At 64.4% G+C, this 12,266-nt stretch carries 16 protein-coding genes; all 16 read right to left on the bottom strand.

Going from position 1 to position 12,266, the window contains the following annotated elements; genetic code table 11:
• Positions 1-4: 4 nt before the first annotated feature.
• The 16 genes from ACF8K2_RS08370 to ACF8K2_RS08295 all read right to left on the bottom strand — a co-directional run bounded on the left by ACF8K2_RS08370 (position 5) and on the right by ACF8K2_RS08295 (position 12,225).
• Entirely contained in the window at positions 5-601 is a 597-nt protein-coding gene (locus tag ACF8K2_RS08370; RefSeq protein ID WP_392464289.1) for a YmfQ family protein, read from the bottom strand.
• Positions 592-1,632: a baseplate J/gp47 family protein gene (locus ACF8K2_RS08365; RefSeq protein WP_392464288.1), complete on the bottom strand. Its 1,041-nt coding sequence runs from the start codon at positions 1,630-1,632 to the stop codon at positions 592-594. The genes ACF8K2_RS08370 and ACF8K2_RS08365 overlap by 10 nt, the downstream gene beginning before the upstream one ends.
• Complete coding sequence (locus tag ACF8K2_RS08360; protein ID WP_392464287.1) at positions 1,622-2,023, bottom strand: phage GP46 family protein; 402 nt, start codon at positions 2,021-2,023, stop codon at positions 1,622-1,624. Before ACF8K2_RS08360 ends, ACF8K2_RS08365 begins: the two co-directional genes overlap by 11 nt.
• A 1-nt stretch (position 2,024) precedes the next feature.
• Positions 2,025-2,516, bottom strand: a complete 492-nt coding sequence (locus ACF8K2_RS08355) for a phage baseplate assembly protein V (RefSeq protein WP_392464286.1) — start codon at positions 2,514-2,516, stop codon at positions 2,025-2,027.
• The gene (locus tag ACF8K2_RS08350) at positions 2,513-3,625 is read right to left on the bottom strand and encodes a phage baseplate assembly protein (RefSeq protein WP_392464285.1); all 1,113 of its coding nucleotides are present in this window, start codon (positions 3,623-3,625) and stop codon (positions 2,513-2,515) included. Before ACF8K2_RS08350 ends, ACF8K2_RS08355 begins: the two co-directional genes overlap by 4 nt.
• A 4-nt stretch (positions 3,626-3,629) precedes the next feature.
• Positions 3,630-5,039, bottom strand: a complete 1,410-nt coding sequence (locus ACF8K2_RS08345; RefSeq protein ID WP_392464284.1) for a DNA circularization protein — start codon at positions 5,037-5,039, stop codon at positions 3,630-3,632.
• Positions 5,036-7,423, bottom strand: a complete 2,388-nt coding sequence (locus ACF8K2_RS08340; RefSeq protein ID WP_392464283.1) for a phage tail tape measure protein — start codon at positions 7,421-7,423, stop codon at positions 5,036-5,038. Before ACF8K2_RS08340 ends, ACF8K2_RS08345 begins: the two co-directional genes overlap by 4 nt.
• A gap of 129 nt (positions 7,424-7,552) precedes the next feature.
• A complete protein-coding gene (locus tag ACF8K2_RS08335; RefSeq protein WP_392464282.1) occupies positions 7,553-7,852 on the bottom strand; it encodes a phage tail assembly protein in 300 nt (99 codons plus the stop codon).
• Positions 7,852-8,199 carry a phage tail tube protein gene (locus ACF8K2_RS08330; RefSeq protein ID WP_392464281.1) on the bottom strand — a complete coding sequence of 116 codons (348 nt, stop codon included), beginning with the start codon at positions 8,197-8,199 and terminating at the stop codon, positions 7,852-7,854. The genes ACF8K2_RS08335 and ACF8K2_RS08330 overlap by 1 nt, the downstream gene beginning before the upstream one ends.
• A 57-nt stretch (positions 8,200-8,256) precedes the next feature.
• Positions 8,257-9,753, bottom strand: coding sequence for a phage tail sheath subtilisin-like domain-containing protein (locus ACF8K2_RS08325; protein WP_392464280.1), 1,497 nt, complete (start codon positions 9,751-9,753; stop codon positions 8,257-8,259).
• Positions 9,750-9,929, bottom strand: coding sequence for a DUF2635 domain-containing protein (locus ACF8K2_RS08320; protein WP_392464279.1), 180 nt, complete (start codon positions 9,927-9,929; stop codon positions 9,750-9,752). Before ACF8K2_RS08320 ends, ACF8K2_RS08325 begins: the two co-directional genes overlap by 4 nt.
• Positions 9,926-10,525: a hypothetical protein gene (locus ACF8K2_RS08315; RefSeq protein WP_392464278.1), complete on the bottom strand. Its 600-nt coding sequence runs from the start codon at positions 10,523-10,525 to the stop codon at positions 9,926-9,928. The genes ACF8K2_RS08320 and ACF8K2_RS08315 overlap by 4 nt, the downstream gene beginning before the upstream one ends.
• 9 nt (positions 10,526-10,534) lie before the next feature.
• Positions 10,535-11,044: a hypothetical protein gene (locus ACF8K2_RS08310; protein ID WP_392464277.1), complete on the bottom strand. Its 510-nt coding sequence runs from the start codon at positions 11,042-11,044 to the stop codon at positions 10,535-10,537.
• Positions 11,022-11,357, bottom strand: a complete 336-nt coding sequence (locus tag ACF8K2_RS08305; protein WP_392464493.1) for a phage head closure protein — start codon at positions 11,355-11,357, stop codon at positions 11,022-11,024. Before ACF8K2_RS08305 ends, ACF8K2_RS08310 begins: the two co-directional genes overlap by 23 nt.
• 59 nt (positions 11,358-11,416) lie before the next feature.
• Positions 11,417-11,968, bottom strand: coding sequence for a hypothetical protein (locus ACF8K2_RS08300; protein ID WP_392464276.1), 552 nt, complete (start codon positions 11,966-11,968; stop codon positions 11,417-11,419).
• A gap of 2 nt (positions 11,969-11,970) precedes the next feature.
• The gene (locus ACF8K2_RS08295; RefSeq protein WP_392464275.1) at positions 11,971-12,225 is read right to left on the bottom strand and encodes a hypothetical protein; all 255 of its coding nucleotides are present in this window, start codon (positions 12,223-12,225) and stop codon (positions 11,971-11,973) included.
• Between the last annotated feature and the right edge of the window lie 41 nt (positions 12,226-12,266).

The raw sequence follows: 12,266 nt of genomic DNA, 5'->3' as shown, positions 1-12,266 counted from the left end.
TGCTTTATCCGTAGTTGATTGTTTCGAGTGTGTGCGCCGGCGCCGATCGACTGACCAGGCATTCAAGGGCGCCATTCGAGGCGCCGCCAAAGGTTTGCCCCCAGTGGCTGAAACCGAAGCGGCTACCCGAGGCTTGGCGCGGCCCTGTTTCCAAGGTCCACATGAACTGCGCACCCCAGGTGCCGAAGCGGGCCGAACCGAAGCGAGCACGCCCAAAGCGGGGCGCCCGGTGCTCGACCACCCGCGCCTGCCGGTAACCAAGGCTGAATGCTAAGTCAACGAAATACGCCGGCGTCTGCCCGCCCACCTCCAACAGGCGCCGGCGCACCGCCAGCTGCCGATCTTGGAACGACGGGGATTCGCCCATGCACGGGTCGGGCAGGCTCATGACCCGCTCCCAGTCCGGTACCAGCTCGCGCACGGTGGCCGGCTCGCTTTCGGCGAGCAGGGCCACGGCGCGCAGATCCTCGCGGGCCAGCTCTCCGGCGGCCGCCTGCAGGATCTGGTCGACGCCTGGGTTAAATTCCCGATCCCAGGCTGGCCCGGGGGGCAGCAAGGCGCGCAGTTGCGCGTGGTAGTCGTCTACCGTTCTCACGACCACAGCACACCCCCATAGGTCAGCAGCTCATTGCCGGCCGCCGTGACGTTACCGACCGGTGCGTTAACCACATGGTCGCGCTCGCCCACGGCGCCGCTGATGGCCTCAGCGATGTGCGTGGCCAACAGCCCGCCGCCCAGCTCCGATTCCCGGTTGTGCAGGTCGACCAGGGCGGCTTCCACTGCGCGGCGCACCGCGCTGCTGTCCGGGGTGACCGACAGCTGGTACTGCACCGGTTTCTCAACCGGCGGCAGCACGTAGACCTCAGCCGTTACCGGCCGCTCTTGCTCGATGTAGGCCGCCACCGTGGCCAGCGCCTCGGCGTTGGGGATGATGTCGATATCACCGTCACGCACGAAGAACACCGCCACCGTGCCCGGACCAAGCCAGTGCCGCACCACCCAGGCCCGGGTCACACCGGCCACCTCAAGCGCCCAAGTTTCGTAGTCGCTTTTGCTGCCGCCATGGGCAATGACGCGATAGGAGCGGATCACCCGGCCGCGCAGCGTCTCGATGCTTTCCTGCTCGGTACCGCCAGCCAGGCCGTCAGCATCGACGGTGAACACCTCATTGACGCCCAGTACGGGCGACACCAGGCGCAGCTGTGTGCCGGCCGGCGTGTTGCCCAGCTCGCCGGCGTCCAAGGCCTCGATCTCGGCGATCCCCGACGTGGCGGTCAGCTTGACCGTGGTGCGCACCCGGAACAGCACCTGATCATCGCGCTGCAGCAGCGTGCCGGCGTCCAGCAGCGCCGAGACGGCGCCGGTAAAGCCCGCCGCGCCGGTGGCCGCCACCGCTTCCAGACGGTCGCGCTTGAGCCGCGCCCGGGCCATGCGCAGCAGCGTCTCATCGTCGGCCGTGTCCGGCAGGATCTGATCGGCGATGTATTGCTGATGGCCATAGCGACCGTAGGCCGCCGCGCCCAGGACACGGGCCAGCACCTCGGCGTCGGAGCGCAGCAGCGCGCTACCGCCGGACAGGTCAGACTGTGCCCGGGCGATCAGCGCGGGCAATGTAGGGGTTTCAAATGGCATTGATCACCTGCCACAGGCTGTCTAGTTGAACATCGATTACCGACCCGTCACGCATCGACAGCACCACCTGCAGGTCAAGGCGACTGACCCCGCGTGACGCCGTTACGGTAACGGCGCCCACCCGGCCGTCATCGTCCAGCCAGGCCAACGACTCGCGGGCGAACGCCTCGGCGTCGCGCAAGGTGTCATCCGTCAGGGTGCGCCGGCGTAGTTGCCACAGGCGGGAACCTATCCGGTCGCGCCCTAGCGTGGGGAACGTGTCACCCCACCAGCCATAGCGCTGGTCGTCGTCCAGCAGGTCGCCGTCGTCGGCGCGCCGCCAGGTCAGTAGGCTGATGACCACCGCCCGCTGCCAGGCCTGCTCTGAGGCCTCATCGCTGAACAGTTCCATATCAGCCCCCCTTAACCGGCTTCTTGTCCGACCCTTCGTGAACGTGCAGTGAGGTGCTGACGCCGGCGGCGATCTGGTCGCCTTCCGACTCAATGAGGCCGGTGGTGCGGATCACCGGTGTGTCGAACTCCACCGCCGTTGCGGCCTTGACCTTGAATGTCGCCGTCTCGACCTCGATCACCCGGCCGCGCTTGAAGTGCAGAAAGTCGCCCTCGTCGGTGTATAGCGCTACCTCGCCGCTCTCCAGGCCCAGCAGGCGAAAGCGCCGGTCGGACACGCAAATCACCACGCCATGCGAGCGATCGCCGTTCAGGAACGCCGCCAGGCCCTCGGCCCCGGCCTGAGGGTTGGACGTGAAGCCGTAAGGCTCGAAGTGCTCCATACCGTCTTTCACTTCGTCGGCGGTCAGACGCATCTGCAGGCCCTGCAGCTTGCGGCCGGCATCGACCAGGGCGACCACGCCCCGGGTAATGAAATTTTTCATGGGCTTCATTGGCCTGGCTTCCAGTCTGCTGGGATGAGGTATTCGAAGTTGTCGGCCTTGCCGCCTTTCTTGAGCTTGCGGGCCTTGTGCGGATCTTTCGGCTCCGGGTCGAACCCATCCGGCGGGCCTACCACGATGTTGGCCACCGTGCCGGCGTCGTCCATGACGTATTCGATTTCACTGATCAGCATGTCGCGGTCGATGCCCATTAACGGATCGACCACCCGTACGATCATGTTGGGCAGCCATAGCGCGCCGTTGGACTGCCGCCAGCCCTGCACCCTGTAGCGCAGGGTCAGCGCCTTGCCCATACGGCTGCCGCGCTCCCAGTTGGCCCGGGCCTGGGCCAGCTCCGGGGTCATCTGGCCGCTTTCATGGATCAGCAGCACCCGGTGGCGGGTGGCTCGCGGATCTGTCACCCCGGCTTTCACCTCGCTGGCCTGGGCGCCGTAGGCCGTATCTGACCCTGAGCGCTGACCCGTCACGCGGTACTCAGAGAACACCCCGGAAAAGTCCAGTTCGGCGCTGCCGGTCAGGATGTTCTGCCCTAGCTCCAGGCGATCCGCCGCACGCCCCGCGCTGCCGGGCTGGATGATCACCACCCGCCCCCGGGCGTCGTCGGTCGACAGTAGCCGGGAAAGCGTCAGCAGCCGGTCGATCGACTCGAACACCGTTTCGCCCGGCTCGATCTGGTGGTCGGCCAGCTTGGTGGTTTCCGCCACCTCGCTCAGCACCTTGACCCCGTAGGGGTCGGCCAGCGCTTGAACGATTTTTTGCACGCTTTGCCCACGCCACTGGCCCGGCTTGTTGACGGCCGAGCAGTCGACCAGATCGGCAGTCAGCGAGCGCCCTGACACCGAGCGCTCCACGCTCTGGCTGTCGTAGCTGATCGGGGTGCCAAACACCCACCCTGTCAGCACCAGGTCATCACCGATGCGTACTTCGCAGTAATCGCCCTGGCGCACCGGGATCTCCACCGCCTGGCCAGGCCAGCGCCAAGTCACGCCCAGGCGGAAATCGCGGCTCTGCCGCTCAATCCCCGCGCTGATGCTGACTTTCTTCCAGCCGCGATAGTCCAGGCCGTTCACGCTCAGCGTGACAGCGTTCATCTTGTCCATAGGCTTACTCTTGTGCGATGGCCAACGTCCCGACAGGCAAGAACCCCGGGTGCGCGACCTTGTTACGCGTAACGATTTCGCCGGCGCGGGTAGCATCGCCGTAGCGTTGGTAGGCCAGCACGACCGCCGGCAGGCTTTCCTGGGTAGTGACCTCGGCCAGCCGCACACCGGCGCGGGCGACCTCGGTCAGGTGGGCGCGGACCTGCTTGCGCACCACCTCCAGCACCTCGAAATGCTCATGCGGCGACACTTGTCCCGCCGCCACTAGCGCGGCCTCGATCGCATCACGCACGGCCACCACGTCGGCGGTGACCGGCACGTCGGGCCGCTCGATCGGCGACACCACCTGCTGCGCCAAAGACGGGTAGCCCGACAGCTGCGCCGGCGCCTGCACCACCGGCATAGCGGCCGCTGTGCGCACCGCCAGGACGATCAGCGCATCACGCATCAACTCGCGGGCGGCATCGACCACTGCCGCCGTCTCGACGCCTCCCGTCACACCGCCACCGGCCTGGATGACCGCTGCAGCGGCTGCCACTTGTGCCGCCAGTTGCCGCGACTGCTCGACCTGGCCGGCAATGGCCCGACCCGAGTCGGTAAAGCTGGCAAACACCGGATCGGCTTCGGGCAGCCCGGCCACCGTGCTGGCAAATTCCGGGTCGGCCTCAATGCTCGATGAGGCGGCGCTGGTCGCGGACGCTCCACCGGTCGAATCACTGCTCGACGGCCCCCAGCGATAGCCGGTCGAGCGGCTGCCGCCGATGCTGGAAAACTGCCCCCGGATCATCGCGCTGAAGTTGCCCGGGGCGTTGATCAGCATGTCGGCCAAGGCTTCCACCGAGCCGACCAAACCCGTCAATTGGCGCAGCTCCGAGGCGATGGCCATCTGCACCCCGGCGATTCCGTTCTGCAGCACGACCACGGCCAGACGCGCGCGATTCACCATGGCCATAGCGGCCTTGTAACGTCTGATAGCCGACTGCAGCAGACTTTCCGATGACTCTTCCAGCTGCCGCGCCGTGTTCGGCACGCCGGCGGGAAAGCCCTTTTCCCCGTCTTCCACAAACACCAGGTCAAAGCGCGCCATCCCACCCTCACGGCGTTCATGGCTCACCGAACACCCCGTCGCTGTGACCATCAAGCGGCCGTACCAGGGGTGGATCAGCTCGCCGGCGCCGGGCTTGTCCAAGGCGTTCAGCAGGTCATCACGCTTAACCAGGAAGTCTTCGCCGATCACGAAGGCCGCCAGCTTGATTTCCCGCGTTACGCGGCCCAGGTCTTCCACCAGCGGCTTGTCCCGCTGGGGGTACTCATGCACCTGGGTGCGCCGACCGACTGGCATGCTGTCGCTGTCGACGTGGAAGGGCACCCCCCGAAAGGAGGCCCCGTGTAGCTGATCACGCCAGGTCGTCATCCTGGAGTCCTCCCAAGTGAGCGGTAACCGACTTGCGGGCTAACCTGCAGGCCTGGCTGGTTGCTTTGGGCCTGCTCGACCCGCATACCTGGCGGCGCGTTGTCGAAGCGAACCACCATAGAGCCTTCCAGCTGGGCTTTACTGGGCTGTCCAGACTGCTGCACCAGCGAACCCCGCGAAGCCGCCAAAGCCCCCGAAGACGGCGAAGCCACAGACGGCAGGCTTATGCCCGGCAAACCGTTGGTTTCGGCACGTTTGGCGGCCTCTCCAGGGGTCAAGCCTTGGGCCAGGCTGGCTTTGGCGTGCTGGGCCAATGGCGATGCCACCAGCGGCAGGGGCTGTCCGGCCACCCCCATCAAGCTGCCCATATTGATGGTCCCGGGCAGCGGCTGGGCGGTCGCGTTACGCGCCTGCTGCTGTTCGGTCCAGGCGTTGACCTTGCTGGTCGCGGCCTGGATCACCCCGCCGCCTTCGGAGTCGAAGCCCATAAACTTCATCATGGGTTCAACGATCGGGCGCAGCTTTTCCCACAGCCCCTTGAAGTAAGCCGTGATTGGCTCCCAGTGCTTGACGATCATTCCCAACGGGCTGAAATCAAACATGGTCTTGAGGAAGTCGAGGAACGGCACCGACAGCGCCTTGACCACCTCCCAAACGCCCTGGAAAAAGCCGCTGATTGGCCCCCAGTTGTTGACGATCAACCCAAGCGGGGAATAGTCGAACAGGGTCCGCATAAAGCCCATGAACGGCACCGCCAGGGCCTTGACCAGGCCCCATAGGCTGGCAAAGAACCGACTCAGTGGCTGCCAGTTGGCGACGATCTGGCCAAGCGGCGTCCAGGCGAAGGCGGTTTTCATCCAGCCCCACACGGTCATCGCCGGGCCTTTGATCTCATCCCACAGGGCCACAAAGTAGCGGCTCAGCGGCTCCCAATTGGCCACGATCAGTCCGATCGGCGACCAGGCGAAGGCCGTTTTCATCCAGCCCCACAAGGCCATCGCTGGCCCCTTGATCTTGTCCCATACCTGCTGGAAGTACGGCGCCACGGTCGACCAGTTGGCGATTAGCACGCCGGCAGCGATGGCGATGCCGCGCACGACAATCCCGATCGGACTCATGCTCGCCACGCCGTTCATCATGGCCAGGGCCGCCGTAGCGCCGGCCGTAGCCAGGCGCAGCACGGTGAAGCCCACCGCCGCCCCCAGCACGCCCTTAATCAACCAGGGGTGCGCGGCGGCCAGCGCGCTGACACTGCTGACAATCGGCCCCACGGTCGCCATGAAGTCGTTCAGCGGCGGCAACAGCATGCTGCCAACGGTGATGCCCAGGCGGGTCACCCGGTTCTGCAGCAGCTGCATGGCGTTCTGCGTGGTTTCTGCCCGAGCGACATACTCGTTGTTCATCGACCCCGCGTACTCGCTCGCGTCGCCGACCGACTTGAAGTTCTTCTGCAGCGTGCCCAGGCTCGTCAGCAGCGGCGCGATGGCCCCTACCGACTCCTTGCCGAACAAGTTGGTCAGCACGGCCGCCTGCTTGCTTTTCTCGACCTTGGCCAGCGTCTGCAGCACGCGATTAATCGTGCCTTCACTGTCGGTCTGCATGCCCTTGGCCAGCTCGTTGGCATCCAGGCGCAGCGCCTTGTACGCCTCTTTCTGCGACTTGGTGGCCGCCGTGCCAGCGGTCAGGGTCAGCATGAAGTTCTTGATGCCGGTAGCCGCCACGTCCTGGGCGATGCCCACGCCGGCAAGGGTCGAACCCATCGCGGCCAACTGGGCAGCACTGACGCCCGCCACCTCACCCAGCGGGCCAATGGCTGTCAGGATGTTGGAGATTTGCCCCGTGCTCGCTGCACCGGTGTTGCCCAGGTAGTTGATCTGGTCGGCCAGGGTCACCACTTCGGTCTGGTTCATCTTGAAGGCCGTGCGCCACTTGGCCATCATCGAACCGGATTGTTCGGCCGTTTGGTCGAAGGCCACGCCCATTTTTACGGCGTCTTCGGCGAAGCGCTTTAGCTCTTCCCGGGCAATGCCCGACTGACCACCCGCCGCGACGATCTGCGCGATGCCCTCGGCCGCCATCGGCAGCCGCTCGGACAGGCCCAGCACGTCGTCGCTCATCACCTTGAACTGCGCCGGCGACTCGAAGTTAACCACCTTCTTCACATCGGCCATGGCGCTTTCGAAACCCATGGCGGCCTTCACCCCCATGACGAACGGCGCCGCAATGGCACCGCCCTGCAGGGCTTCGCCAAAGGTGATCTTGCCCAGGCCCGAGCTGTTCAACTGCTTGCGCAGCATGGCCGCATTCTTGCGCACACCACTGAGCACCGGCGACAGCTTGTCGACGCCGGTGATCAGGGCCTTTAGCTGGAATTTATCCGCCACCACCACCCCCAGTCAGCGCGTTGATGCGCCACGCGTTTTCTTCGCTCTCGAACAACGTGTCGAGGGTCCAGCCCAGCACCTCGCCTGGGGTGGCTTTCCACCACCAGGCCAGGTCATAGGCCAGCTCGGTCAGGCTTCCGACTGAGCTGAATCTTGGCGCGTGAAAAAACCGACGATGGTCCAGCCAATGCCGTTCAGGTCGGTCAAGTCCAGCTGGTTTACCGAACTTGCCGGAATCCCGGCACACACAGCGATGTACTTGGCCGCCGTCTCGACCTCCATAACGGGATAACCACTGTCGCCGACGTTGTAGGGCAGCGACTTGATGGCCCGACATTCCTGCACGGTGGGGCGACGCAGGGTCAGCTCTTTGACTTCTTCGCCGTGGGCCTGAATCGGTGCTGCGAGGGTATGGGTTACGGTACTCATTACTGCCAGTCTCCTTGGATGCCTTCGAATTTGAGCGAGACCTTGGCGTCATCGCCGGTCACTTTGGTTTCATCGACCAGGTACGCGCCGCTCAGCACGTACACGGAACCGTCAGCAAACTCGGCGGTGATGGTCATGTTGATGCCGGCGGCCAGCTTGGCCCGGGGGAAGTTGGGGGTTTTCACCGCGTCGACCACCACATACGGCACCAGGTCTTCTTCTTTGAAGAAGCCCCGCACGATGGTTTCGCGTTTAACGTCACTCATCGGCGCTTCTACGCCGCCGGTGATCACGACCTGATCACCGTCAACCTTGACGTAGCAGGTGCCTGCGACTTTCTGACCCATAAAGGGATCTCCCATAAAAAAGCCCGCACAGGGCGGGCCGGCGTTGAACGATGCGGATTACGTCGCTTCGGGGTACTGCAGGCGGAACTGGTACAGCAGCGCGAATACACGCAGCTGATTCACCAGGTCCGGCGGGAACAGCACACTGAGGCGGTTCGGATTATTCGCGTCCCGCTCCACAATCAGGTACTGATTGAACATTTCGGCGTTTTCCACGATGCCGTCACGCTCCATGGCGCCGTAGGCCGCGACCAGCTCGCCGCGAATCACCTTTGGCGTGACGATCGCCTGGCCAGGGCCAAAGCGGGTGCCGTCGTTGGCCAGCTTGTGGCGGCCGTACTTGCTGGTGATGATGCTGCGCAGGTTGCGGATCACATACGCCGACTGGTGCAGCGTCTCGCTGTCCAAGTACGAATCATCGGCCTGCCCATAAGCGTTGCGCTGATACGTGGTAATGGCGCGTTCGATCCGATAGCTGCCGCCGTTGTAAGCGGCGGTAGCGATCCCGCTGGTCAGCAGCGACTGCCGTTCGGTCAGGGTGAAACGGTCGCTCGCTTCGGCCGGGTCGATGCCAGCCAGCGAACCGGTTTGCGTCGGCCGCGCCGGGTCGGCACTGATGAACACAGCGGTACGGGCAGCCCAGGCGGCGGCCACCTCCCACACCGGCTGCGGCACGCCGCGCTCGAAGCCATGCACGGTCACATGCGGATCATTGCGCAGGCGACCAGCCGCGACCAACTCGCCGAGGGTGCCGCGCTTCGCGCTGTAGACGTGGCCGTACAGCTGCTTAGCCCAGGACCAGCGGCCGGCGCTGTCGTCCATGGTTTCTTTCCAGGCGTCCAGGGTGTCGGCGTCGCTCCAGGGCTGGGCGATGAATTCGAATTCTTCGTCGCCCAGCGCGGCCAACGCGGCAGCGGCGTCAGGGCTGCCGACACCGCCGGTCATGCCCGTGGCCACGATGGTCAAGCCTGCGGGGGTTACCTCGCTGTTCACACGACCCAGGCGGTTCAACTGCACCTGAATGTCATTGCCCAGATCCCCCTTGAACTTCGCCTGCAGGGTGACTACGCCGGCGGCCACCGTCGCGGTAACCGGCAGGTCGATCGCCTCATTGATGGCCGCCGCCAGGGCAGTGGCCACCACATCGGCCGAGGCGCCCGCCACCGCCAGGGCGCGCACGCGCTGGCCGGCCACGTACAGAGTGACCAGGCCGGCCGACTCGACCGACCCCATTACGGTAACGGTGCCGCTCGCGGCCACGCCGGTGTCAACCTTGAGCGGCAGACACCAGACCTCGCCGGCCACGTCGATGGCACGCCAACGGGCGTGCATGCTGGCCAGCATCGAACCGACGCCGCCAATGTCCTTGGCCTCGCTAGTCCGTGACACCAGGGTCAGGCGGCCAATTTCAGGGCCGTCCGCGTCGTCGTTGACCTGGCCGATCAGCAGTCGGCGCAGACTGGATGCACCGCTGTTGGCCATGGAGTTGTCGACTTCGGCATAGAACAGCGGCACGCGAATGTCGCTGGGGATGTTGCTGAAACTTACGCTCATTGCGCCTTGCTCCCCTTGGTGCTGGCCTTCTGTTCCACGGCGTCGCCATCGAGCACGCGGCGCTGCCAATACGCATTGATGGGCACCGCGGCGCCGCCGGCGGGCAGCAGCTCACGCGGGTTATGCGGCATCGGGCATTCACGCCCCGGCGCCGGCTTGAGATTCATGATTTTCATGGGGTCAGGTTCTCCCGGATTGTGAACTCGATTCGCCCGTCAGGGCCTGGGGCCGTGACGTTGGGGTCTTTCAGGGGGTTGATGAAGTCGAAGCGGGTATCGATCCCCTCCAGGTCGGGCAAGCCAGCGAGCTTCCATTCCTGCCAGGTTTGCGGCTTTCCTTCACCGGTTTGCTCCCAGCGGCCCAACTGGAAGTCGGCATAGAAGCGATAGCGGTAGACAACGCGCGCGCGGTCGAGCAGCAACAGCTGGCCGCCGTCGTAGAGCAGCGGCCCCGACTCGGGATCGGGCTCGAAGCCCACCAGAGCGCGCCACAACTGGGCGCGCAAATCATGCAATGGGTCAGCCACCGATTGCCCACGCTCGTCGTCGGTCGGTAACACCACACACACGTCAATGGCATCGCGCACTGCCTGGGTGTATACGTTCTGCGATTCGGGCTCATCGGCCGAATCGCCGACGGCGATCACGTAGGCTGCAGGTGGCTCCATCTTGGCGCTGTCAGCGGTCGGATCCCAATCCAGACCACCAGCCACACGCCCGCCAAAGCCGAGCGCATAGGTGCGCAACTGCTCAATCACAGGAGTGATTTTCATGTAGGTTTCTCAGTTCAGGAGCGCGGCGGCGAAAGCCTGCTGCAGGATGCGTTGCACCTCGGCGCGACTGTCGGCCAACGCGTCGGTCATGTAGTTGTCGCGCGGGGTGATGCGCCAGACGTTTTGTCGCCGAGCCTCCAGCAGCGCTTTGCGTTGTCCCCGCGCACGGCGATTCCAACCAGGGCCGCGACCACGCACCTTCGAGCCCAAGCGAACGCCGTAATGCAGGTAGGCCGGGTAAAACTCCTTCATGCTGCTGGTCTTGCTTGGCGAAACCCGCACCAGGAATCCAGCGCGCGACACCTTGAAACCGATGGATGCGGTGGTAGCGCCGGTGCGGTTGACCGGGTAGCCATTCTGGCCACCGCCCAACGCCAAGTTCATCTGCGCCCTGCCAGTCACAAGCTCTCCCGCCTTGCGCATGCCAGCGCGGATCTTCCGCTTGTTGAAAGCCTCCTGATCGAACTTGTCGAATCCATCGACGTGCAGGTAACCGTCAATCGAAACTGAGTTGGCCATTAGACTGCCCTCCTTCGCGGTTGGACGGCCCCAGTTCCTCCACCTCCACCACCGACCAGATTTGCAAGCCTGCAAGCTCGGTGGGCCGCTTAACCCGATAAACACGGCCACGACCAACGAACTCACAACTTGCGTCCAGATCGGGTATGAAACGGCAATACAAGCGGTGAGTTAGAGCCGTTTTGGTCTGCTGGGCGCTGGCGTAAGTCGCCGTGCCAAGCGGCTCAACCTTTACCCGGCGCCAACAGACGTGCTGGAACTCAGACTCCAGGCCGGGGTTACCAGGCCTGTCAGACCTTTTCCGAACCTCCATGCGGTGCTTCAACTCACCTGAGGCAGGTGCACGTAATGCCGATGCTCGCATCGCCATAGCTAAAACCTCGGTGGGACGGTGATATCCGCCAGAAGATGATCAACAAAGCTCGACGGCACTTCGGCCAGGGATTGCCCCACGACCAGAAGCCCCCGATGGGTGAACGCCGTTTCCGCTGCCATCAATAGCCAGCTCAGCACGCCGGGATAGACCTGCACATCCACCCCGGCGCGATAGCGGATCCTCAACCGACCGGCAGGCCGGCCAGCCGGAAAGCCCAAATAGCTCTCTTTCCCACCCTGGATAAGCTCCACCTGGCCCTCGAAGGGAGTCACCTGCCCGGCGTCTCCCAGCACCACCACGGACTCGACAGCGACCACCTGGCCAATGTCCAGCGAATGCCCCGACGGATACGTCGCCGGCCAGTCTTCCTCATAGATCGCTTCACGGATCGCCGCCCCCGTTTTCGATTCACCTTGGGCGGTTACTCCAGGGATGATGATCTGGTCGACCAGCTCAGGCTGCAGGTCTTCTGGCTCAGCACGGCATTGAAAGGCCACCTGTTCCAACGTCAGCACGGGCGCCCCCGTGTAGGCGATACGGCGCGCCACGACTACGGCTTGCCTTCAGCGCCCGCATGAGCCTCCGATTTGTCCGCACCGCCGGCAGCAGTGTCGGCATCGGTCTTTTTAGCGGCCGGGGCAGTATTGCCGGTCCCATTCTTGCCATTTTTCGCGCCTAGCTTGCCAGCTTGGATTGCATAGCCGGACTCGATCAAGCTCTCGGCTACAGCGGCATCGAAGCCTGCAGTTTCGTTAGCGGCGTAGCCGCGCCAGTTTTTCTCAAAGGTTACGATTACCTTGGACATGAGATGCTCCGTGATCTGATAAATAAAGTGCCCCGCGTACC

The organism is Pseudomonas sp. xss_2, from assembly GCF_043104195.1.
GTDB classification, from domain to species: Bacteria; Pseudomonadota; Gammaproteobacteria; order Pseudomonadales; family Pseudomonadaceae; genus Aquipseudomonas; species Aquipseudomonas urmiensis.
This window is presented reverse-complemented; position numbering and strand designations above follow the sequence as displayed.

Bases quoted from the DNA above. Each gene is read 5' to 3' on its own strand.
- ACF8K2_RS08365 (WP_392464288.1), bottom strand. From the start codon at position 1,632: ATGCCATTTGAAACCCCTACATTGCCCGCGCTGATCGCCCGGGCACAG.
- ACF8K2_RS08360 (WP_392464287.1), bottom strand. From the start codon at position 2,023: ATGGAACTGTTCAGCGATGAGGCCTCAGAGCAGGCCTGGCAGCGGGCG.
- ACF8K2_RS08355 (WP_392464286.1), bottom strand. From the start codon at position 2,516: ATGAAGCCCATGAAAAATTTCATTACCCGGGGCGTGGTCGCCCTGGTC.
- ACF8K2_RS08350 (WP_392464285.1), bottom strand. From the start codon at position 3,625: ATGGACAAGATGAACGCTGTCACGCTGAGCGTGAACGGCCTGGACTAT.
- ACF8K2_RS08345 (WP_392464284.1), bottom strand. From the start codon at position 5,039: ATGACGACCTGGCGTGATCAGCTACACGGGGCCTCCTTTCGGGGGGTG.
- ACF8K2_RS08335 (WP_392464282.1), bottom strand. From the start codon at position 7,852: ATGAGTACCGTAACCCATACCCTCGCAGCACCGATTCAGGCCCACGGC.
- ACF8K2_RS08330 (WP_392464281.1), bottom strand. From the start codon at position 8,199: ATGGGTCAGAAAGTCGCAGGCACCTGCTACGTCAAGGTTGACGGTGAT.
- ACF8K2_RS08325 (WP_392464280.1), bottom strand. From the start codon at position 9,753: ATGAGCGTAAGTTTCAGCAACATCCCCAGCGACATTCGCGTGCCGCTG.
- ACF8K2_RS08320 (WP_392464279.1), bottom strand. From the start codon at position 9,929: ATGAAAATCATGAATCTCAAGCCGGCGCCGGGGCGTGAATGCCCGATG.
- ACF8K2_RS08315 (WP_392464278.1), bottom strand. From the start codon at position 10,525: ATGAAAATCACTCCTGTGATTGAGCAGTTGCGCACCTATGCGCTCGGC.
- ACF8K2_RS08310 (WP_392464277.1), bottom strand. From the start codon at position 11,044: ATGGCCAACTCAGTTTCGATTGACGGTTACCTGCACGTCGATGGATTC.
- ACF8K2_RS08305 (WP_392464493.1), bottom strand. From the start codon at position 11,357: ATGGAGGTTCGGAAAAGGTCTGACAGGCCTGGTAACCCCGGCCTGGAG.
- ACF8K2_RS08295 (WP_392464275.1), bottom strand. From the start codon at position 12,225: ATGTCCAAGGTAATCGTAACCTTTGAGAAAAACTGGCGCGGCTACGCC.